At 71.6% G+C, this 21,845-nt stretch carries 19 protein-coding genes; 12 read left to right on the top strand and 7 right to left on the bottom strand.

All coding sequences use genetic code 11. The features are described from left to right. Window positions 1-31: 31 nt before the first annotated feature. Both VF092_09265 and VF092_09260 read right to left on the bottom strand, forming a co-directional pair. A complete protein-coding gene (locus tag VF092_09265) occupies window positions 32-2,104 on the bottom strand; it encodes a DUF3488 and transglutaminase-like domain-containing protein (protein HEX6747462.1) in 2,073 nt (690 codons plus the stop codon). After that, entirely contained in the window at window positions 2,101-3,186 is a 1,086-nt protein-coding gene (locus VF092_09260; GenBank protein HEX6747461.1) for a DUF58 domain-containing protein, read from the bottom strand. Before VF092_09260 ends, VF092_09265 begins: the two co-directional genes overlap by 4 nt. Before the next feature lie 64 nt (window positions 3,187-3,250). Here VF092_09260 and VF092_09255 point away from each other — a divergent pair, with 64 nt between their 5' ends. After that, on the top strand, window positions 3,251-3,613 hold the full coding sequence (locus tag VF092_09255) for a VOC family protein (GenBank protein HEX6747460.1): 363 nt from the start codon (window positions 3,251-3,253) through the stop codon (window positions 3,611-3,613). Between the two features lie 31 nt (window positions 3,614-3,644). Here the strand turns inward: VF092_09255 and VF092_09250 are convergent, their stop codons facing one another. Next, a complete protein-coding gene (locus tag VF092_09250; GenBank protein HEX6747459.1) occupies window positions 3,645-4,619 on the bottom strand; it encodes a MoxR family ATPase in 975 nt (324 codons plus the stop codon). Window positions 4,620-4,805: 186 nt separating this feature from the next. Here VF092_09250 and VF092_09245 point away from each other — a divergent pair, with 186 nt between their 5' ends. The 4 genes from VF092_09245 (at window position 4,806) to VF092_09230 (ending at window position 7,979) form a co-directional block, all read left to right on the top strand. Beyond that, window positions 4,806-6,728 (top strand): ABC transporter ATP-binding protein, encoded by a 1,923-nt coding sequence (locus tag VF092_09245; GenBank protein HEX6747458.1) that lies wholly within the window; start codon window positions 4,806-4,808, stop codon window positions 6,726-6,728. A 121-nt stretch (window positions 6,729-6,849) separates the two neighbouring features. Then, on the top strand, window positions 6,850-7,122 hold the full coding sequence (locus VF092_09240; protein ID HEX6747457.1) for a DUF4160 domain-containing protein: 273 nt from the start codon (window positions 6,850-6,852) through the stop codon (window positions 7,120-7,122). 58 nt (window positions 7,123-7,180) lie between these two features. Further along, window positions 7,181-7,564, top strand: coding sequence for a DUF2442 domain-containing protein (locus tag VF092_09235; GenBank protein HEX6747456.1), 384 nt, complete (start codon window positions 7,181-7,183; stop codon window positions 7,562-7,564). A gap of 1 nt (window position 7,565) precedes the next feature. Beyond that, on the top strand, window positions 7,566-7,979 hold the full coding sequence (locus VF092_09230) for a sulfite exporter TauE/SafE family protein (GenBank protein ID HEX6747455.1): 414 nt from the start codon (window positions 7,566-7,568) through the stop codon (window positions 7,977-7,979). A gap of 102 nt (window positions 7,980-8,081) precedes the next feature. Here the strand turns inward: VF092_09230 and VF092_09225 are convergent, their stop codons facing one another. The 4 genes from VF092_09225 to VF092_09210 are packed head-to-tail and all read right to left on the bottom strand — an operon-like array spanning window position 8,082 to window position 11,633. Then, window positions 8,082-8,987, bottom strand: a complete 906-nt coding sequence (locus VF092_09225; protein HEX6747454.1) for a HEAT repeat domain-containing protein — start codon at window positions 8,985-8,987, stop codon at window positions 8,082-8,084. Beyond that, window positions 8,984-10,330, bottom strand: a complete 1,347-nt coding sequence (locus tag VF092_09220) for a HEAT repeat domain-containing protein (GenBank protein HEX6747453.1) — start codon at window positions 10,328-10,330, stop codon at window positions 8,984-8,986. The genes VF092_09225 and VF092_09220 overlap by 4 nt, the downstream gene beginning before the upstream one ends. Beyond that, on the bottom strand, window positions 10,330-11,130 hold the full coding sequence (locus VF092_09215) for a zf-HC2 domain-containing protein (GenBank protein ID HEX6747452.1): 801 nt from the start codon (window positions 11,128-11,130) through the stop codon (window positions 10,330-10,332). The genes VF092_09220 and VF092_09215 overlap by 1 nt, the downstream gene beginning before the upstream one ends. Further along, window positions 11,127-11,633, bottom strand: a complete 507-nt coding sequence (locus tag VF092_09210; GenBank protein HEX6747451.1) for a sigma-70 family RNA polymerase sigma factor — start codon at window positions 11,631-11,633, stop codon at window positions 11,127-11,129. The genes VF092_09215 and VF092_09210 overlap by 4 nt, the downstream gene beginning before the upstream one ends. Window positions 11,634-12,072: 439 nt before the next feature. Here VF092_09210 and VF092_09205 point away from each other — a divergent pair, with 439 nt between their 5' ends. The 7 genes from VF092_09205 to VF092_09175 form a co-directional block, all read left to right on the top strand. Further along, window positions 12,073-12,882, top strand: coding sequence for a lipoate--protein ligase family protein (locus VF092_09205; protein HEX6747450.1), 810 nt, complete (start codon window positions 12,073-12,075; stop codon window positions 12,880-12,882). A gap of 62 nt (window positions 12,883-12,944) precedes the next feature. Further along, window positions 12,945-14,579, top strand: coding sequence for an ABC transporter substrate-binding protein (locus VF092_09200; GenBank protein ID HEX6747449.1), 1,635 nt, complete (start codon window positions 12,945-12,947; stop codon window positions 14,577-14,579). Window positions 14,580-14,681: 102 nt separating this feature from the next. Beyond that, on the top strand, window positions 14,682-16,364 hold the full coding sequence (locus VF092_09195) for an ABC transporter substrate-binding protein (protein HEX6747448.1): 1,683 nt from the start codon (window positions 14,682-14,684) through the stop codon (window positions 16,362-16,364). 35 nt (window positions 16,365-16,399) lie between these two features. Next, on the top strand, window positions 16,400-18,142 hold the full coding sequence (locus tag VF092_09190) for an ABC transporter substrate-binding protein (GenBank protein ID HEX6747447.1): 1,743 nt from the start codon (window positions 16,400-16,402) through the stop codon (window positions 18,140-18,142). Window positions 18,143-18,188: 46 nt separating this feature from the next. Then, window positions 18,189-19,913 carry a peptide ABC transporter substrate-binding protein gene (locus VF092_09185; protein HEX6747446.1) on the top strand — a complete coding sequence of 575 codons (1,725 nt, stop codon included), beginning with the start codon at window positions 18,189-18,191 and terminating at the stop codon, window positions 19,911-19,913. Window positions 19,914-19,917: 4 nt separating this feature from the next. After that, window positions 19,918-20,931, top strand: a complete 1,014-nt coding sequence (locus VF092_09180; protein ID HEX6747445.1) for an ABC transporter permease — start codon at window positions 19,918-19,920, stop codon at window positions 20,929-20,931. A gap of 3 nt (window positions 20,932-20,934) precedes the next feature. Further along, window positions 20,935-21,845 (top strand): ABC transporter permease (locus tag VF092_09175; GenBank protein HEX6747444.1); only part of this gene is annotated, 911 nt, incomplete at its 3' end.

Here is a 21,845-nt window from a genome sequence, read left to right as displayed (position 1 = left end):
GCCGGGGCTTCGTCGTGTCGCTCGCTGAACGTCAGACACCTGCGGGCCGCCTTCGCTTTCCCGCGCGGCGGACGGCGGACTTCGCGCGGGCGGCGGCATCGGCGAGATCCGTGCGCGCGGACTCGTCGCGCGGGTCGGCGAAGCGGGCGCGGAGGTAGAGGTCCACGGCGCGGGCGGCGTCGTCCGCACCGGGGGCTCCCTCGCGCGCCAACTGCTCGGCGAACGCGAGGGGCCCATCACCGCCACCGCGCGAGGCCCAGCCGGCGCGGACGTAGGCGCGGCGCAGGCCGAGGTAGGCGCGCGTTTCGGGCGCGAGCCGCGTCCCCCGCCGCCGTCGCGCGATCAATGCGAGGAGCGTGAGCAGCGCGGCGGCGGACGCGACCAGCGTCCATCGGCCACCGAGGCGGAACGGTGCGCGGCGGGTGGCGCCGGACGGACCCGGCGTGGACGTCTCCGCGCCGGAGAACATGGAGCCGATCCCCTGGAAGACGGCGAGCTGGCGGTCCATGTTGTAGTCCATCACCCACTTGTACCAGCGGTACTCCATCCCGTCCACCCACATCCGCGCGGGCCACAGCCACGATCCCGCCGTCCCCCGGCCGACCACGACGCCGCGGTCCGGCGGCGTGGCGTCGAACGGCACCCATCCCCACCCGTCGAACCACACCTCCACCCACGAGTGCGCGTCGTTGCCGGTGACGGCCAGGTAGCGCCCGTTCTGGTTCCACTCCCCGCCCAGGAAGCCGTTCACGTTCCGCGCGGGAATCCCCCGCGTCCGCAGCAGCACCGCCAGCGCGGTGGAGAAGTACTCGCAGTGCCCCGCGCGGCGGCGGAAGAGAAAGCCTTCCAGGCTCGCCTCGGACTCGGACGCGGGGAGGTCGAGCGTGTAGCTGAACTCGTCGTGCAGCCAGTCCGCGATCGCCCGCACCTGGTCGATGCGCGCCGTCTTCCCCGCCGCCAGCGAGTCCGCCAGCCGCCGCACGCGCGGGTCGAGGGCGGGGAGCTGGAGGTACTCGGCGAGCGCCTCGCCGTCCGCGTCGGGGGTGCCGCGCAGCTGCTCGTCGCTGGGCCGCGCGGCGGTGCTGACGATGGAGTAGACGGGGTTGTCGGAGCCGGAGTAGAAGACGTCGCCCGAGCGGCCGCGGTAGGGGCGGATGGCCGAGCGCGGGCGGACGGTGAGCACCGGGTGCGGGCCGAAGAGCACGTCCGTCCCCGGCGGGCCGCCGAAGATGCGCATCCGCCGGAAGGGGCCGCCCCAGCGCGCGGCGTAGGCGGCCGGCGGCAGGTCGCCCGCGGCGGTGAAGGCGCCGCGGCTCCAGGTCGACCCGTCGAAGTGGTTGAACGAGCGGCCGCGCCAGTGGATGGACTGCGCGTCCGCCGGCGGGCCGTCGGGGAACTCGACGCGGAACATCACCTCGGGGTTGGAGCCGATGCGGCCGCCGAACTCGCCGATGGAGACGCGGTCGCTGAAGCCCGCCACCTCGTCGCCCGCGCCGCGGCGCCCCTGCATGGTCCACGCGCGCGGCAGGCGGGGGAAGAAAACGAACACCGTCGAGCTCATCCCCAGCGTCACCAGCGAGAGCGCGGCGGTGGTCCACAGGAAGCGGCGCCCCACGCGCACCTGCGCGCCGCCGCGGAAGCGCTCGGACTCGCGGCGGAGATATCCCACCATCATCCCCAGCACCGCCAGGGCGACGTAGGCGATGAACCCCGCGGCGAAGCCGAGGCCCGGATAGAACGCCGTCGCCGCGATCAGCAGCGCGAAGGTGAGCGAGTACAGGCGCATGTCGTTGCGCGCCTCCAGCGGGCGCAGCGACTCGGCGCCGACCAGGAAGAGCAACATCCCCATCACGCCCGGCATGAAGTCCTGCCGCAGCACGAACGCGCCGTAGACGAGCCAGGCGAACAGCGCCAGCACGCCGACGCGCGTCGTCCGCTCGATCCACGCGCCGGCGCGTGCGTCCGGCAGCCAGACGAAGGAGACGGCGAGCGCCACGGCGGCCGCCGCGACGGGGAGCGTCACCCCGTCGCCCGCGGCGTAGGCGGCGAGCGCGGCCAGCGCCATCGCGCTCACCAGGCGGCGGTGCAGGCGCGCGAGGCTCATCGCCCCTCCCGCTCGGCGGGGTAGACGTCGCCCCAAAGCGCCGCGGCGCCCGCGCCCGGCGTCACCAGCACGCACTCGCGCGCGGGGACGGGGGGCTGCACGCGCGGCGCGTCCGGGCGGATGCGCGCGCGAGCCAACACGTCCAGCACGCGCTCCAGCTGCGCCGCGCCGATCCCCGGCGACACCCGCGCGTCCGGCGTGGCCACCCCGAACGGGTCGCCGCGACGCGAAGCCGCGGCGGCGAGGGAGGCGGCGATCTCCACCGCCGTCTCGGCGAGGTCGCCGGGCTCGGCGCGGAGGTCGAGGCAGATCCACAGCGCGCGCGAGCGGTCGCGCTCGTACTCGCGGATCACCGGCTCGCCCACGCGCGCGGTGGTGCGCCAGTGCACGTCGCGCGGGTCGTCGCCGGGGCGGTACGGGCGCAGGCCGCGGTACTCGCCGCGCGCGCCGGCCGCGCCCGCGAAGCTCTCGCCCGCGCGGCGAACGCGCTCGCCGGCGGGGCGCGGCTCGCGCACGGGGCGGTCGTGGCGTGGCCAGACCACGGCCTCGCCGGGGATCTCCACGTCGCGCTCCTTGCGGAACAGGCCGAAGGGGAACGAGGTGGCCAGCGTCACCGTTTCCAGCGGGAAGACGCCGCGCGTGGTGAAGGCGACCTCGGCGCGCGCGGCCGCCGTCTCTCCCGGCTCCACGGCGGCTACCCACGCCCGGCCGGGGAGCGACGCCTCGCCGACCTCCACGGCCAGCGAAGGGAGGCGGCGCTTGGCGTTGCGGACGTCGTAGGCGATGCGCGCGGGATACCCGGCGGTGATCCCGCGCGGCGGCCGGCGGGAGACCTCGACGCGGCGGATCATCTGCTCGCTCAGCCAGCCGCTCAGGGTGATGAAGCCGAGCATGGCCCCGAGGACGAGGTACAGCAGGTTGTTCCCCGTGCCGATGGCGGCGATGCCGAGCAGGAGTGTTCCCATCGTGAACAGCGCGCCGGCGCGCGAGAAGCGCAGCCGGCGCGGCGGGCGGAACCAGCGGCGGAGGCTGGCTGCGCGTCGCGACAGCCGCGGCTTCGCCGGAACGCTGGTGAGGGACACGAGCTTCGCTCTAGCTTGCAGCAGGGTGGCTTCTTCGTCAGGACAACAGCAGGGTGGAGATCCGATGACCGATCCCCATCGCCCCACTTTCCGCGCGAACAACGAGCTGGCGCTGCACGTCGCCGATCCCGCGGCCGCGGAGGCGTTTTACGTCAGCGTCCTGGGATGCGAGGTGATCGACCGCTCGCCGGACTGCATCTCGCTGGCGAACGGCGCGCTGCGGCTCTACCTCCTCCGCGATCCCGCCCCGACGCACGACCGCGTCGTCCCCTCCTTCGACGTCGCCGACCGGCGAGCCGCGCTCGATGTGCTGAAAGCGGCCGGGTGCGCGCTCGTTCCCATCGGCCCGCACGCGCCGGGGGAGATGTACGTGCGCGACCCGTTCGGCGTCGTCTTCGACGTCATCGCCCGCGACGATCCCGGATGACGCGCGGAATCACCATCTCCCTGCCGTCCGATCAGACCGGCACGGGCAGCGCGTCCATGATCCCCTCCAGCACCGCCACCGACTCCTCGTAGGCCTCGCCCGTGGGCGACGACGCGCCGAGGGGGAGGAGGCGGTGCGCCAGGCAGGGCACCACCAGCCGCCGCACGTCGTCGGGGGCGAGGAAGTCGCGCCCGTCCACCAGCGCCCACGCCCGCGCGGCGCGGAACAGGCCGATGGCGGCGCGCGTGCTGGCGCCGGCGCGCAGCCGCGGCTCGCGGCGGGTGGCCTGCACCACGGCCATCAGGTCGTCGACGATGGACGGATCGGCGTGCACCCGCTCCACCCGCTCCTGCAGCGCCAGCACCTGCCCGGCATCGAGCACCGCGCGCACGCGCTCGACGGGATCGTCCACGCCCACCGACTGCAGCAGCACGCTCCGCTCCTCGTCCGCGTCGGGGTAGCCGATCGACACGCGCATCAGGAAGCGGTCGAGCTGGCTTTCGGGGAGCGGATAGGTGCCGTGCTGCTCCAGCGGGTTCTGCGTGGCCATCACCAGGAACGGGCGGGGGAGGTCGTAGCTCCGCTCGTCGATGGTCACGCGCCCCTCCTGCATGGCCTCGAGCAGCCCGCTCTGCGTGCGCGGCGGGGCGCGGTTGATCTCGTCGGCCAGCACCACGTTGGTGAAGATGGGGCCCGGGCGCGTCTCGAAGTCGTGCGTGCGCGGGTTGTAGATGGAGACGCCCAGCACGTCCGAGGGCAGCAGGTCGCTGGTGAACTGGATGCGGCGGAACTCCAGCCCCAGCGCGGCGGTCAGCGCCCGCGCCAGCGTCGTCTTTCCCACGCCGGGGATGTCTTCGAAGAGCACGTGGCCGCGGGCCAGGAGCGCGGCCAGCGACAGGCGCACCGTCTCGCGCTTGCCGCGGAACACGGTCTCGACCTCGTCCACCAGGCGGTCCAGCAGGCGGAGATCGACCGACTCCGCGGCGTTCGGGAGCGCGTTCAGCATTCGTGCATCAGGTGTGTGTGACGGGGGGATGCGCAAAGGTACACCCGACGCGCGCGATGGAGCCAGAGGGGCGGCTCCAGCGCCGCGATCCCCGCTCACCTGAACGTCTCCGGGCGATGCGCCTCTGACGCGGCCGCAGTTCCTGTCCCCTGTCCCCTCGGTTGACCGCAGGGTTACTCTCAGGGCATGGCCGAACGACGACAGCACATCGGCAAGCGCCCCCGTTCGCCGATCACGGAGACGCCGCCCAGCTGGGGCGAGCGGCTGCGCGCGATGCGCAACCTGCCGCCCTTCCTGCGCATGGTGTGGGGCACGCACCGCGGGATGGTGGCGGGGATCTGCGCCCTCCGGCTCCTCCGTGCCTTCATCCCCATCACCACGCTCTGGGTGGGGAAGCTGATCGTCGACACCGTCGTGGCGTCGACGCGCACGGGCGAGCCGCGCTGGGGCCACGTGGCGACGCTGCTCGGGCTGGAGTTCGGCGTCGTGGCGCTCGGCGAGGTCGCCGCGCGGACGGGGACGCTGCTGGAATCGCTGCTGGGCGACCTGTTCAGCAACCGCATGAGCGTTCGGCTGATGGAGCACGCCGCCGAGCTCGACCTGCAGCACTTCGAGGATCCCGACTTCTACGACCGGCTGGAGCGCGCGCGCCGGCAGACGGTGGGGCGCATCGCCCTGCTCAACCAGCTGCTGTCGCTGGCGCAGGACGCGGTCACGCTGCTCACGCTCACCGGCACGCTGCTGGCCTTCTCGCCGCTGCTGTTCGCGCTGCTGATCGTGGCCGTGCTCCCGTCGTTCCTGGGGGAGACGCATTTCGCCGCGCTGGGCTACTCGCTCCTCTACCAGTGGACACCGGAGCGCCGCAAGCTCGACTACTACCGCTTCGTGGCGGCCACGGACAAGACGGCGAAGGAGGTGAAGCTCTTCGGCCTGAGCGGCTGGCTGATCGAGCAGTACCGCGAGCTGTCGGACCGCTTCTACGACGCCAACCGGCGCTTGGCCATTCGCCGCAACCTCGTGAGCACGGGGCTGTCGCTGATCTCCACGCTGGGCTACTACGCGGCGTACGCTGCCATCGTCGTCCGCACCATCCAGCGCCGCATCACCGTGGGCGACCTGACGCTGCTCGCCGGATCGTTCTCGCGCTCGCGCGACGTGATCCAGCGCATGCTGCTGTCGTTCAGCGACCTGTATGAGCAGGCGCTGTATCTCGACGACCTGTTCGTCTTCTTCGGCCTGCGCCCCACCATCGCCCGCCCCGAGTCGCCGCTCCCCTTCCCCCGCCCCATCCGACAGGGCTTCGAGTTCCGCGACGTGTGGTTCCGATATCCCGAGACCATGGCTTCGCTGGATGAAGACGAGGAGACGGAGCCGCCGCCCGACGACGATCCGTCGTGGGTGCTGCGGGGGATCGGCTTCCGCATCGCGCCGGGCGAGCGGCTGGCGCTGGTGGGCGAGAACGGCGCCGGGAAGACGACGCTCACCAAGCTGATGACGCGCCTGTACGACCCCACGCGCGGCGAGATCCTGCTCGACGGACAGCCGCTGTCCGCGTACGACCCGCGCGAGCTGCACGACCAGGTGGGCGTGATCTTCCAGGATTTCGTGCGCTACGACATGGTGGCCGAGGAGAACATCGCCGTCGGCCGCATCGCCGCGCTGGGCACGGACGGCGGCTCGGTGCGCGAGCAGATCGAGGAGGCGGCGCGCCGCTCGCTGGCGGCGGACGTGATCGAGGGTCTGCCGCTGCGCTACCAGACCATGCTCGGCCGCCGCTTCGAGGGCGGCGTGGACCTGTCCGGCGGGCAGTGGCAGAAGGTGGCGCTCGGCCGCGCCTACATGCGCGACGCCCAGCTGCTGATCCTGGACGAGCCCACGGCGGCGCTCGACGCGCGCGCCGAATACGAAGTTTTCCGCCGCTTCTCCGAGCTGACGGAGGGAAAGATGGCGATCCTCATCTCCCACCGCTTCAGCACGGTGCGCATGGCCGATCGCATCCTGGTGCTGGAACATGGCCGCGTCGTGGAGCGCGGCACGCACGAGGAGCTGGTCGCGCTCGGCGGCCGCTACGCCGAGCTTTTTGCCCTCCAGGCAGCGGGTTACCGGTGACCTGAACCGCCCGCGTGAAAGCCGCCACGACTGTCACTTCCGTTCGGATTGCGATCGCTGTAGGTTTGTCGCCTTCCCTCCGCTGCGGTTGACAAACCCAACAGTTCGGTTGCATATTCCCATGCCTACGGTCCTGAGAGTGGGTGGCTTTGCATTCAGCTTCTACGCAGGTGACCACGATCCCCCGCACGTTCACGTGTCGTACAGCGGCGCGGCAGTCGTGCTCGCGATCGAAACAAGCCAAGTTCGCAAGATCTTTGGAATGCGCGAACACGACATCAAACGAGCCAAGGCACTGGTCCAGGCGCACCAGGAGGCGCTGATGGCGTCGTGGGCGGCGTGGCAGATTCAACGCAGCGAAGGAGGAACGGATGGCGTGGCGAGACCTCACTGAAGAGGAATGGCAGGCGGAACTCCGCGAGGCACGAGAACGGACCGAGTACGAGGATCGGGTGGAGCCGCGAGCGGTCAAGGCGTGGTACGATCCTCAGCGCAAGCTCGTGATGTTCGAGATGAAGAACGGGTGTGTCTTCGGCTTTCCCCAGCACCTCGGCGACGGGATCGAGACGGCGACGCCCGAGCAGCTGGCGGCCGTCGAGGTGCTCATCGGCGGCGACGGGATCGGGTGGGAGGAACTGGATGCGCACATCTCCGTGCCCGGGCTGCTGTACTACCTGCTGAACGTGAAGGAGTGGTACGCCAAGTGGCTGGGGAGCGCCAAGAGCGAGGCCAAGGCCGCGGCGGCGCGCGAGAACGGGAAGAAGGGCGGGCGCCCGCGCAAGTCCACCGCGGCCGAGCGCCCGGCGCGCCGCAAACCGGCACGGACGGGGGAATGAGATGGGGTGGATGATCTTCCTGCTGATCGGTCTGGGGGCGGGCGTGCTCTCCGGGCTGTTCGGCATCGGGGGCGGGGTGGTGATCGTGCCGGCGCTCATCTTCATCGCGCGGATGCAGCCGCAGACGGCGACGGGGACCTCGCTCGCAGCGCTGCTGCTGCCCGTGGGCGCGCTGGGCGCGTGGGAGTACTACAAGACGGGGAACCTGAACCCGCTGGCGTCGCTGCTGATCGCGGTGGGGTTGTTCATCGGCGCGGGGTTCGGCGCGCGCTACTCGCTGATGATCTCGGGGCTGGCGCTGCGCCGCGCGTTCGCGGTGTTCCTGGCGCTGATCGCGGTGCGGATGTGGTTCTCGCAGCCCAAGCCGCGCGCCGCCGCCCCCGCGCAGCCCGCCACCGAGGCAGCGGCGCGCTGAGAGATATCCCAACCAGTAATGGCTCACGCAGAGTCAGCAGGGTCAGCAGAGAACCGCAGTTCCTCTGCTGACCCTGCTGACTCTGCGTGAACCCTTCTGTTTTCAGTGCGACAGGATCTCCTCGAAGAGCGCGATGGCGCGCGGGTCGTTGCTCTGGCCCAGCCAGAACATCGCCGTCTTGCGGATCTCGGGGTCGCGGTGGGTGCGGGCGATGCGCAGCAGCTCGGGGACGGCCTCGTCGTGCGGCCGCTGCGAGAGCGCGAACACGGCGTGCTTGCGCACCTCGCGGTCCTCCGTGTCATCGCTCACGAAGTCGCCGAGCTGGCGGGTGATGGCGTCGCCGGCCTGCTGGCTCAGCCAGAACACCGCCTGCCGCCTGGTCTGCTGCGGCGTGGCGTCGCGCCTGGCGATGCGCAGGAGCGCGGGCCAGGTCGTCACGCTGTCGGCCAGCGTGGCGGGAAGGAGCGCCTTCTCTCCCACGCTGCCGTTCGGCTCGCGCTCGGCGAAGGCGAGCAGGTACTCCGACGCCTCGCGCACGCCCACGGCGCCCAGGTCCGTCACGCGGCGGCCTTCCGTCGACCAGCCGCGGGCCACGCGCAGGCGGATGCGCTCGGTGCGCCCCTCGCGGCGGACCAGCGCCACCCACACCGGCCCCTCCACGCAGTCCCAGTTCCCGTCTCCCGTGGTGATGTTGTTGTCGGAGACGTAGATGCCGTCGCGGTGCATCCCCCGTCTGCCGGTCGAGATCCCCTCACCCCCGCCGCAGACGCCGGGGCGCGAGGCGAAGTGCATCCACACCTCGCCGTCCCGCACCGCGTTCACCCGCGCGGCCAGCCCGCCCTGCGCCGCCGCGGCGGAGTGCGCCGGCGCCACCATCTCCCTGCCTCGAGTTTCTTTCGTCTCCCCAGGACGGCGCGCTGGCGCGCTCTCGGCGTCGGCGCAGGCGGCGGGGGCGATGCCCGCCAGGGCCGCGGCTACGGCGGCGGCCCGGATCAGCGATGTGCTCATGAGCCGATGATCTCCGTGAGGACGCGCGCGGCGCGCGGGTCGCGGGACTGCCCCAGCCAGAAGAGCGCCTTCTGGCGCATCCGCCGGTCGGGGTCGCGGCGGGCGATGTCGATCAGCTTGTCGAGCGCGGCCGACTCGTGGCGCTGCGAGAGAACGAAGATGATCTGCTCGCGCAACTGCGGCTCGCGGATGCGGTCGTACAGCGCGGTGATCTCGCCCAGCGAGACGCCCGACTGGCCGGCCCAGAACAGTGCCTGCTTGCGCACTTCCACCGGCTGCCGCTCGTCCAGCGCCACGTTGAGGATCCAGCGCTCGTTCCCCTGCCCGCGCATCTGCGAGAGCGAGAACAGAACCTTGGACTTGAGCTCGTCGTTGCGCAGCCGTCCGAAGAGCGTGCGCAGGTACTCCGCGTTCTGCGGCGAGTTGTGCTGGCCCAGCCAGAAGATGGCCTTCTCGCGCAGGTTCGCGGGCGCGCTCTCGTTCTCGGCGTAGCCGCGCAGGATCCCCGCGGCGCGCGGGCTGTTGGTCTGCGACAGCGCGAAGATCGCCTTCTCCTGCACCTCGGGGTCGTTCGACGAGCGCAGGATCTCCATGATCGCGTCGACCGCGCGGTCGCCGCCCGACTGCCCCAGCCAGAACACCGCCTGCCCGCGCACCTCGGGGCTGGGGTCGGTCCGGGCGACGTTCAGCAGGATCGACTGGGCCTCGTCGCCCGCCTTCTGGGCCACCAGGAAGGTGGCCTGGCGCCGCAGCTTCTCGGAGCAGGCGTCGCGGCGGGCCAGCACCTGGCGCAGCAGCGGCATCGCGCGCTCGGAGTCCATCTGCAGCAGCGCGTTGAGCGCCGCCAGCCGCTCGTCGTCGTCGCCGCCGCGGTCGCCGCACTGCGCCGCCTGGGCCGCGGAGGAGGCGACGCGCTCCGCGGCGCGCGAGTCGCCGCGCTGCGCCAGCTCGCCGCGGATGCGGGCCAGAAGCTCGGCCCCGTCGCGGCGCGTGCCCGCCCTAGGGTAGTCGCGGGCCTGCGCCTCCAGCGCGCCGCGGGCGTACTGCAGCTCCTCGGTCGTATTCACCCGGTAGCGGGCGAACGCCTCCCAGTACAGCGCGTCGGGGGTGTAGCTGGAGCGGGGATAGCGCTGCCGGATCTGCTGGAACAGCCGGGCCGCGCGCGGCCACTGCTCGTCGTTCAGCGCCTCGCGCGCCTGGCGGTAGAGGGTGTTGGCCGGGTCCTGGGGATGGGTGGCCGGCGGGGGGCCGTCCTCGGCCATGGCCAGCCGGACGGGCGCCTGCGCGGCGGCCGTGGTGGCGAGCGCGAGGACGGCGGCGAAGACGGCGGGGGTGGTGCGCATCACGATTCTCCCTGGGTCATGGGCGATCCGGCCGGCACCAGCGTCCGCATCCGCGGGAGCACGTGGCTCTCGTCGAGGGCGCGGCGGGCCAGGTCCACCTCGGTTTTCTCTTCGTTGCGGGGCAGTGTGGCGATCTGCGCCAGCACCAGCTCCAGGTCCTGCAGCAGCGTCTTCAGCTTCGGGTCGGCCGCGGCGGGCGAGTCCAGCAGCAGGCGGGTGTTGCTCAGCATCTCGTCGGCCCACTGGCCGACCTGCGCGTCCACCTCGCCGCTCGCGGCGGCGGCGCGGAACGAGGTCAGCAGCGCCTCGGTCCGGTCCAGGTGCTGCGCCACGGCCACGCGGTAGGCGTCCGACGTCAGCGCCGTCCCCGGCGCCGGGGCCTGCACGGTGGCGCGGGGGAGCGCGGGCGTCCCCGTGCTCATCCGCCCGATCCCGATCCCCACCGCCAGCACTGCCGCGGCGGCCGCGCCCACGCGCAGCCAGGGGAAGCGGACCGTCTTCCTGGCCCGGCGCACCGTCAGCTCGTCGTCCACCGAGTCCAGCGTCACGTCCGGCGCGCCGATGCGCCGGGCGATCTCGGCCCACACCTCGGGCGGCGGCTGGCGGTCGGCCAGCCGCTCCGCGCGCACCTTCACCGCGCGCAGCTGCTCGAGGGTGGCGCGGCAGGAGAGGCAGCTCCGCAGGTGCTCCTCCAGCGCCATCCTCTCGGCGGGCTCCAGCTCGCCGTCCAGGTACTCGCTGAGCCGGTCGGTCCAGTCGTCGGCCCCGAAGGGCTTCACGTCGCTCTCGTCCGTCATCATCTCAGGTGCTCCCGCAGGATCATGCGTGCGCGGTGAAGCTGGCTCTTGCTGGTTCCCACGCTGATCTCCAGCAGCCCCGCGATCTCCTCGTGGCGGTATCCTTCCACGTCGAACAGCACGAACACCTGCCGCGCGCCCTCGGGAAGCCGCTGGACCGCCGTCTCGAAGTCCATCGCCAGCTCGGGCGTGGCGGACCGCCCGGGGGTCCACTCCAGCGCCTCGTCGCCGGCCTCGCGGTTCCGCCGCTTCGCCTGCTGCGCGCGCCTGGCCAGGATCAGGTTCACCGCCAGCCGGTGCAGCCAGGTGCCGAACGCGCTCTCGCCGCGGAAGGTGCGCAGCTTTTCCCAGGCGCGGACGAACACGTCCTGCGTGAGCTCGTCGGCCTCGTGCTCGCCGGCCATGCGGCGGGCCAGGGAGTGGATGCGGGCGGCGTGGTCGCGGTACAGCCGGCCGAACGCGTGCGCGTCTCCCGCCGCCGCCAGCGTGGCGTCGCTCGTCCGCACCGCGTCGAGTTGTTCGATCAGGGCTTCAGCTCCGGCGTGGTTCGGCGTCGCGTGTTCGGCGACTGCATTGGATCGGGTGACCATGCCAATGGTTGGAATCTGGATTCGGAGATGGAAAAGATGAAGGAAAACCGCGGGGATTCATGGACGAGTACCAGTTCGGCCGATTGGCTGGTGCATTCCCAGGCCGGTCAACAGCAGGTCATCACACGGAGGGAACGGAGGTAACGGAGGAAAGACGAAAGAACTCTCCGTTCCCTCCGTTTCCTCCGTGTGAGCCTTCTGTATGAATCGGAATGCACAGTCGTTGGCCCGATCTGGTATGAATCGAGGCCCACGGCTCCATCACCGCGTCCGCGTTAGGTTTTCCCCGGGAGATGCGGGAACGGGCACGGCCGATCCTTGACTCTGCCTTGCACGGGGTCTATCCTCGCACCGCATGCAAGCCATTGGCGACTCCCGCCGCGCCGCGCGCTGGCGCCTGCTCGACACCCCGCCCGCGCCCGGCGCGTGGAACATGGGCGTCGACGAGGCCCTGGCCGCGTCGGTGGCGGAGGGTGGGGCGCCGGTGCTGCGCGTCTATCGCTGGTCGCCGCCCTGCCTCTCGCTGGGCCGCAACCAGCCGGCGCGCGGGCGCTACGACCTGGACGCCCTCGCCGCGCGGGGGATCGACGTCGTGCGCCGGCCGACGGGGGGGCGGGCGGTGCTGCATCACCGCGAGCTGACCTACTCCGTCGCCGCGCCCGAGGTGCTGCTGGGCGGCCCGCGCCGCGGCTACGCCGCCATCAACCGCGCGCTCGTCGCCGGGCTCCGCCACCTCGGCGTGGACGCCGCGCTGCAGCCCGCGACCGCCGCGCGCGCGCCCGCGCCGTCGCTCGCCCCGTGCTTCGACCAGCCGGTGGAGGGCGAGGTCGTCGCCGCGGGCCGCAAGCTGGTCGGCAGCGCGCAGCGGCGGCTGGGGACGACCATCCTGCAGCACGGCTCGCTCCCGATCGAGGACGACCAGTCGGCCGTCGCCGGCTTCCTCCTCGATCCCGCCGACCGCGAGGACACGGGGCCGCCGGCGACGCTGGCCGAAGTCCTCGGACGCGCGCCGGCGTGGGACGAGCTGGTTGCCGCGCTGGCGGCGGGGTGGGCGGAGACGTTCTGCGCCGCGATGGAGCCGGACGCGCTCACCGGCATGGAGCGCGAGCGCGCGGATGAGGCCGCCCGGCGGTACGCGGGTGCGGCATGGACTTGGCATCAGTAGGCGCCGCTTGCGAACGGCGGCAGCCTGCCGCCGGCAGACGGGAACGGGACGGGAGGGCGGAGATGCGCGCATCGAGTGCGTGGACGAGAACCGCGGCCGTGCTGCTGCTGGCCGCGTGCGGCGGCGAGGGGGGCGGCGGGGGGACGCAGCGCGAGCAGGCCGGACCGCCGCAGACCGGGGGGATGGCCGTGGTCGCCGTCACCAGCGACTTCCAGGCCTTCAACCCGGTGGTCAACACCCACTCCACCACCGACGACGTAATCCGCTTCATGCTGTTCACGCCGCTCATCCAGTACGACTCCACACTCAAGGCCGTCCCCTGGCTGGCGCAGCGCTGGGAGCTCAGCGACACCGCCGTCGTCTTCCATCTCCGCAACGACGTGAAGTGGCACGACGGCCAGCCGGTGACCGCCGAGGACGTCAAGTTCACCTTCGACCTGGCCAAGGACACCACCACCGCCTCGCTCATCGGCTCGGCCTACCTGGGGCTGGTGAAGTCGGCCACGGTGGTCGATCCGCAGACCATCCGCTTCACCTTCACCGCGCCGCACGCCCAGGCGCTCGACGACTTCTGGTGGGCGCCGGTGCCGAAGCACCTGCTGCAGAACGTCCCTCCCACCCAGCTGGCGCAGGCGCCGTACAACCGCGCGCCGGTGGGAAGCGGGCCGTTCATGCTGAAGGAAGGCGGGTGGAAGCCCAACGAGACGCTCACGCTCGAGGCCAACCCCAACTTCCCCGCCGGGCTGGGGGGACGGCCGAAGCTGGACCGCGTCGTCTTCCGCATCATCCCCGAGGCGACCACCATGGTCACCGAGCTGGTGAACGGGAACAGCGACGTGATCGGGTGGACGCTCCAGCCCGACCAGGCGGTGCAGGTGCAGGCGCAGCCGCAGCTCACGCTCCGGCACTTCCCCTCGCGCGAGTTCACCTACGTCGCCTGGAACGGCACCCGTCCCCCCTTCAACGACGCGGCGGTGAGAAGGGCGATGGCGATGGCGATCGACCGCGCGTACCTGGTGAAGGCGCTGATGCACCAGTTCGCCGTTCCCGCGTCGGGGATGATCCCCTCGTGGAGCCCGATGTACTCCGAGGTGCAGTCCGTCCCCTTCGACGTGAACGGGGCGAAGCAGGCCCTCGCGCAGGCCGGGTGGCGCGACACCAACGGCGACGGGGTGGTGGAGAAGGACGGGCGGCCGCTGCGCTTCACGCTGATGGTGAACACGGCCAACCGCATGCACCAGGACATGGCGCAGGTGATCCAGCAGGAGCTGAAGGCCGTGGGCGCGCAGGTGGACGTGCGCGCGCAGGAGTTCCAGACCATGCTGCGCCAGTACAAGGCGCGCGACTACGACGCGGTGATCGCCAACTGGTCGCTCGACACCTTCAAGGTCGACCCCACGCCGCTCTTCTCCTGCGCGCAGTCGCGGGTGCCCAACTCCAGCAACCGCACCGGCTACTGCAACCCGCAGGCGGACGCGCTGATGGAGCGCGGGCTGCGCACGACCGACGCGGCGCAGGCGAAGCAGACCTGGCAGCAGTACTTCACCCTGCTGCAGCAGGACCAGCCGCTCACCTTCCTCTTCTGGAGCGAGGACATGGCGGGCGTCGGGCCGCGGCTGCGCGGGGTGGTGATGGACGCGCGCAGCAAGCTGGCCAACGTGAAGGACTGGTGGATCCCCGCCGACCGACGCCGCTAGGGGCCGGAACTCCAAGCGGGAAAAGCAAGTAGCACGTCCGGGCCCCGTGCGGGGCCCGCCCGCCGCGCGCGGGCCGACCCAGTGCTGCAAAGGCGGGTGGGGATGACGTTTTCGTACAGGCGGACGGCCGTGGCGCTCGGGCTGGCGCTGCTGGCGGCGTGCGGGGGCGGCGGAGGCGGAGGCGGAGGCGAAGCCAGCGGCGCGGCGAAGGACGCCGCGGACCGCGACGCGCAGGTGCCGCAGGCCCAGCGCTTCGGCGGCACCATCGTGGTGGGCGCCATCGGCGAGATCCCGGACATGAACCCGCTCACCGCCACCGACCAGACGTCGGACAACGTGCGCCAGTTCGTGCTCTTCACCCCGCTGATCACCTACGACGAGAAGCTGGAGCCGGTGCCGTACCTGGCCCGCAGCTGGGAGGTCAACGCCGACACCACCGAGCTGACCTTCCACCTGCGCAACGACATCTGGTGGCAGGACGGGGTGAAGACCACCGCGTACGACGTGAAGTTCTCGTACGACCTGGCGCGCAACCCCGACACCGGCTTCCCGAACCTGGCGTTCTGGACCCACTACGGCGACGCGACCGTCCCCGACTCGTTCACCTTCAAGGTGAAGATGACGCCGCACGCCGACTACATGGACCCGTGGCGCTCCTTCGCCCCGGCGCCCGAGCACGTCCTGCGGGGGACGGCGCCGGCGCAGATGCGCAACCATCCGTTCTCCACGCGCAACGTGGTGGGGAACGGGCCCTTCCGGTTCGTGTCGCACACCGAGGGGCAGAGCTGGGTGTTCGAGGCCAACCCGCGCTGGCCGGCGGAGCTGGGAGGGCGTCCCTACGCCGACCGCATCGTCTACCGCCCCATCCCCGAGCCGACCACGCTGCTGACCGAGCTGCTGAACGGGAACATCGACTACTACATCGCCCCCGCGTCGATCCAGGCGGAGCAGATCGAGCAGAATCCCAACACGCGCCTCGTCTCCTTCCCCGACCGGCAGTTCGCGGTGATCGCGTGGAACGAGCGCAGGCCGCTGTTCAGGGACGCGAACGTGCGGCGGGCGCTGACCATGGCCATCGACCGCGAGGGGATCCTGCAGGGGGTGCGGCGGGGCTACGGGCGGCTGGCCAACAGCACCATCCCTCCGTTCTACTGGAACTACGACCCGCAGGCGGGCGCGGACCTGAAGTACGATCCCGCCGCCGCGCGCCGGCTCCTGGAGCAGGCCGGGTGGCGCGACACGAACGGCGACGGCATCATCGACAGGGACGGGACGCCGTTCTCCTTCACCCTGTACACCAACAGCGGCAACCGCGAGCGGCAGGACATCACCGAGATCGTGCAGGCGCAGCTCAAGGCGGTGGGGATCGCGGTGCAGCCGCGCGTGCAGGAGTGGGGCGCGCTCCTCGACCGGCTGCAGCGCCCGGCCCGCGACTACGACGCCGCGGTCGTGGGATGGGTGACCGAGTTCCGCATCGACGACTCGGACCTGTTCAGCTGCGAGAAGATGGAGGAACCGTTCCAGTGGGTGGGCTACTGCGACCGGCAGACGCAGCGCTACCTGGACACGCTCCCCAAGATCGCGGACCGGACCGCCGCCAAGCCGCTCTGGATCGAGTACCAGCGGAAGATCTCGCACGACCAGCCGTTCACCTTCCTGTACTTCACCCGGCGCCTCGAGGGCGTGCACGAGCGGCTGCGCAACGTGCATCCCGACGCCCGCGGCGACTGGGTGGGTGCGGCGCGCTGGTACCTGGATCCGCGGATGCGGCGCCCCGGCCGCTGAAGCCGCACCACCACCCCCTCACCCGACCCCGAACGATGCGGAAGACCTCAGGCGGTACCCCGTTCACGCCCCGCGCCGCCTTCGTCCTCCTGCTGGCGGCCGCGTGCGGCGGCGGCGACGAGCGCGGCCGCGCCGGCCAGGCCCCGGCCGCGGGCGACAGCGCCGGTCCGCCCGAGTCCGGCGGCACCGCGGTGATGGCCGAGCTGGCCGACATCAGCCATCCCATGCCGCTGGTGGCCGAGTCGGTGCTCGACGGCGACATCGGCGGCGACGTGATGTTCCCCTCGCTCACCCGCTCGGTGTGGCGCGACGGGCACGTGGTCTACACCACCTATCCCGAGTCGCCCGTGGCCCTGGCGCGCGCGTACGAGTACCTGCCGCCCGACTCCACCGCGCTGCGCTACCATCTCAACACGCAGCACAAGTGGTCCGACGGGAGGCCGGTGACGGCGGCCGACGTGGTGTTCACCTACGAGATGCTGAAGAACCCCGCCGTGGCCTCGCCGCAGCAGGACTACGCCAGCAACATGGACTCGGTGGTGGCCAACGACGACAGCACCGTCACCTTCCACTTCAACCGCCGCTACCCGGACATGCTCTTCCACTCCGGGCTCGGCATCTCGCCGAAGCACCTGTTCGAGGGGAGCGACCCGGCGCAGATGCGCACTCACCGCGCGTTCGTGGACCCGGTGCGCAACCTGGTGGTCAGCGGCCCCTACCGCATCGGCGAATGGGTGAAGAACGACCACTTCACCCTCGTCCCCAACCCCTACTTCACGCCGAAGCCGCGGCTGGAGCGCATCGTGTTCCGCGTGATCCCCGAGGCCACCACGCGGCTGGCCGAGCTGCTGACGGGGAACCTGGACTTCATGCGCCCCGTTCCCTACGACCAGGTGGAGCGCGCGCGGCAGCAGGCGCCGGGCGTGCGCTTCGCGCGCGAGGAGGGGCGCGCCTACGACTACATCGCCTACAACCCGCGCACCTTCGCGCCCTTCGCCGACCCCGAGATCCGGCGCGCGCTGGGGATGGCCATCGACGTGCGCGGGCTGCTGAGTGCGCTGCAGATGGACGAGTACGCGAAGCCGGCGGGCGGACCCTACTCGCCCATCTTCAAGGACCTGTACGACCCGCAGACGATGCCGCCGCTCCCGTACGACACCGCGGAGGCGAAGCGCATCCTGGCCAGCAAGGGATGGGCGGACCACGACGGCGACGGGATCGTGGAGCGCAACGGGCAGCCGTTCCGCTTCACCGTGCTGACCAACGCGGGGAACTCGCGCCGCATCGACGTCGCGCAGATCGTGCAGCAGGCGTGGAAGCGGATCGGGGTCGACGCGCAGATCCGGATGTCGGAGACCAACGCCTTCAACGAGACGCTGCGCGGGAAGCGCTTCCAGGCGGCGGTGGCCGGGTGGGTGGTGGGGCTCAGCCCCGACATCACCACGCTGTGGGGGAAGGACAGCCCCTTCAACTTCGTGTCGTACGACGATCCGCAGACCTTCGCGCTCTTCCGCCAGGCGCAGGCGCAGCCCACCGAGGCGGGCGCCAACCCCATCTGGCGGCAGGCGGCGGCGCGGATCGCCGCGGCGCAGCCCTACACCTTCCTGTACTACTACGACCAGCTCGACGGGTTGAGCAGCCGGCTGCGCGACATGAAGGTCGACACCTACGGCGCCTACCAGAACGCCTGGGAGTGGTGGATCCCGCGCAGCCAGCAGAACGCGCGGCGCCAGGCCGCGCCCGCCGTGCCGCCGGCGGCGGACACCGGGAAGAAGTAGCGCGCGGGCGCGGGGGCGCCGGCGGACACTCGGGGACGGAGCGGGGATGCGGAGGAAGCGCGGCGGCACGGCTCGGACATTGGCGGGAGCGCTGGCGCTCGCGGCGCTCGTCGCCGGCTGCCGCGCGGAGCGCGCCCCGCGCGGCGGCGGGGAGGGCGACACCGCCTCCGGCCCCGGCGGCGCTCCCGAGCGCGGCGGCATCGCGGTCCTGGCCGAGCCGGCGGACATGGAGACGCCGGTGCCGCTGGCCGCGCGGTCGCCGCTGGACCGCGAGCTCGCCGGGGTGATGTACATGGGGCTCACCCGCGCCGCCTGGCGCGACGGCGAGGTCCACTGGCAGACGTCGAACGACACGCCGATGGCGGCGGCGTACCACTGGGAGTACACCGGTCCCGACTCCACCGCCATCCGCTTCCGCATGCGCGGGGGGCTGCGCTGGAGCGACGGGCACCCCCTCACCGCCGCGGACGTCGTCCACACCTACCGCCTGCTGCGCGACACGACGGTCGCGGCCGATCTCCGCGCCGGGGTGGCGGAGATCGATTCGGTGACGGCGGAGAACGACAGCACGGTCGTCATCCACTACCGGCGGCGCTACGCGGAGATGCTTTCCGCCAGCGCCGCCGCGATCGTTCCCCGGCACGTCGACGCGCGCACCTCGCCCGGCGCGCTGCGCGATTCCCGCGCGGCGGCGGAGCTGGTCGTCAGCGGCCCCTTCCGCATCGCCGCGTGGGCGCGGGGGGACAGCATCGCGCTCGTCCCCAATCCCTCCTTCTCCCCCAAGCCGTTCCTGGACGGGATCGTGATCCGCATCACCCGCGATCCCAATTCGGCGATCGCGGGGCTGCGGGAGGGGACGGTAGACGTGGTGCGCGGCGTCGACCCCGCGCAGGTGCCGCACCTCCGCTCCCCCGATCCCCGCCGCCCGGTGCGGTTCGAGCGCGACCGGTGGCGCTTCCGCGAGGCGATCGCGTATCTCCCCTCCGCCCATCCCGCCTTCGCCGATCCGGCGGTGCGGCGCGCGCTGGGGATGGCGCTGGACGTGCCGGGGATCATCCGCGCGCTGGGGATGCAGGAGTCGGCCACCCCCGCCGCGGGCCCGTACCCGGCCAGGCTCAAGGGACTGGGCGACGATCCGAAGATCCGCCCGCTCCCCTTCGATACCGCGGCGGCGGACAGCATCCTCGCCGAGAGCGGCTGGCGGGACGGGGACGGCGACGGCATTCGCGACAGGGCGGGGCGCGCCCTGTCGTTCGTGCTGACGATCGACGCCGGCGACCCGCGCGCGGGCGACGTCGCCCGGCTGGTGCAGCGGCAGTGGCGCGCGATCGGCGTGGCCGCGGAGACGCGGCGGCTGGACGCTGAGACGTTCGGGGACGCGCTGGCGAGGCATGCGTTCCAGGCGGCGCTGGTCGGCGCGGAGGCGCGGCTCACGGCCGACCTCGCGGCGGAGTGGACGCCCGGCGCGCCCCTGAACTTCGCGCGGTACGCGGACGCGGAAACGGCGCGGCTGATGGATCAGGCGCGGGCGCAGCCCACGGCCGAGCGCGCGGCACCGTTCTGGCGAGCGGCGGCGGAGCGAATCGTGCAGGAACAGCCGCACACCTGGCTGTACGACTACGATTCCATCATGGCGGTGAGCGACCGGCTGCGCGGAGTGCGCCCGGATCCATTCGGCGCGTACCGGAACGCATGGGAGTGGTGGATCCCGCGGAGCCGGCAGCCCCGCGCGGCACCGGGAACCACGGACACGGCAAAGGGAGGGCGGTGAGGGGATGATCGGCTACCTGCTGCGACGCATCGTGGGGGCGATCCCGCTGCTGCTGGGGATCCTCACGCTGATCTTCTTCATCATCCACATCGCCCCGGGCGACCCCACGGCGCGCTTCGTCAACCCGAACGTGAGCCCGCGGGTGATCGAGCAGATGCGCCACAACCTGGGGCTCGACCAGCCGCTCCACATCCAGTACGTCAAGTGGCTGTGGAGCTTCCTGCGCGGCAACTTCGGCTACTCGTTCGGGCAGCAGCAGCCCATCAGCGAGATCCTTCCCTCGGTGCTCTGGAACACGCTCCAGCTCACCCTCGTTTCCCTGGTCCTCATCTTCATCGTGGGGATGCTGATCGGGATCGTGCAGGCGGTGCGGCAGTACTCGCTGGCCGACAACGTGCTCTCCTTCGTGGCGCTGTTCTTCTATTCGATGCCGTCGTTCTGGTTCGCGCTGATGCTGATCCTGCTGTTCTCGATGAAGATGAACCAGCTGATGGGCACGCACCCCGACTGGGCCGGCGTCCTCGGGTGGTTCCAGTTCCCCGCCAGCGGGATGACCAGCGTGGGCTACGAGTACATGAGCGCCTGGGGGAAGATGGTCGACCGCTTCAAGCACCTGTTCCTTCCCGCGCTGGCGCTGGGAATCGGCAACGCGGCCGGCGTCGCGCGCTACATGCGCGGGTCGATGCTCGAGGTGATCCACCAGGACTTCATCCGCACCGCGCGCGCGAAGGGCCTCTCCGAGCGGACGGTGATCTTCAAGCACGCGCTCAGGAACGCGCTGATCCCCATCATCACCCTGCTGGGGCTGTACCTCCCCTTCCTCTTCTCCGGCGCGGTGCTGGTGGAGACCATCTTCGGGTGGCCGGGGATGGGGCGGGCGATCGTGGACGCCATCCTGCAGCGCGACTACCCGATGGTGATGGCCACCTCCTTCGTGATCGCGGCCATGGTGGTGCTGGGCAACCTGCTGAGCGACATCCTGTACGCGGTGGTCGACCCCCGCATCCGCACGGAGTAAACGATGCCGGCCACGGTCACCCCCGAGCAGATGCCTCCCGAGCCGATCACGCAGACGGCCACCCCCGCCGCGGGCCTTCCCGGCCGCCGGCCGGCCACCCCCGCGCAGCTGGCGCTGTCCGTGATCCCCGGCCTGGGCCACTTCGCCCGCGGCGAGTGGATCGCCGGGATGTCGCTCTTCTTCGCCTGGGCGTTCACCCTCAGCCTGGCGTACCTGAGCCGCGGCCGCATCGGCCCCGTGTTCACCGGGCGCCGCATCCCCGTGGACGGCGTGGTCGCGGTGGTCACGCTGGGGTTGATGGCGCTGCTGGTGTGGGGGTGGGCGTTCTACGACCTGGCGGCGCGGTCGAAGCGGCCGCGCAAGCTGTACGGCGACAGCCAGTGGTCGATCGCGGCGCGGCACTTCCGCAAGAACAAGCTGGCCATCGCCGGCTTGGTGGTGATGATCCTGCTGTACGTGCTCACGCTGGTCACGCCGCTGATCTCGCCGTACGACCCGGCCGAGCAGGGGAACATCATCCTGTCGCGCTACCTGGCCCCGTCGGCCCAGCACCTGATGGGCACCGACAAGTTCGGGCGCGACATCTTCTCCCGCGTGCTCTACGGCTCCCGCATCTCGCTCTCCATCGGCTTCATCGCGGTGGCCATCAGCATCACGCTGGGCACGCTGATCGGCGCGCTGGCCGGCTACTTCGGCGGGATCGTGGACAGCATCCTGATGCGGCTGACCGACATGATGCTGTCGTTTCCACGGCTGGTGCTGCTGATCGTGGTGATCGCGCTGTTCGAGCCCAACATCTACCTGGTGGTGATCGTGCTGGGCCTGACCGGGTGGATGGGGACGGCGCGCCTCGTCAGAGGTGAAGTGCTGTCGCTGCGGGAACGCGAGTTCGTGCTGGCGGCGCGGGTGCTCGG

Origin of the sequence: Longimicrobium sp., assembly GCA_036377595.1 — a bacterium.
Lineage (GTDB): Bacteria > Gemmatimonadota > Gemmatimonadetes > Longimicrobiales > Longimicrobiaceae > Longimicrobium.
The sequence above is the reverse complement of the archived record's forward strand: the minus strand, read 5'-3'. Positions and strand labels throughout refer to the sequence as shown.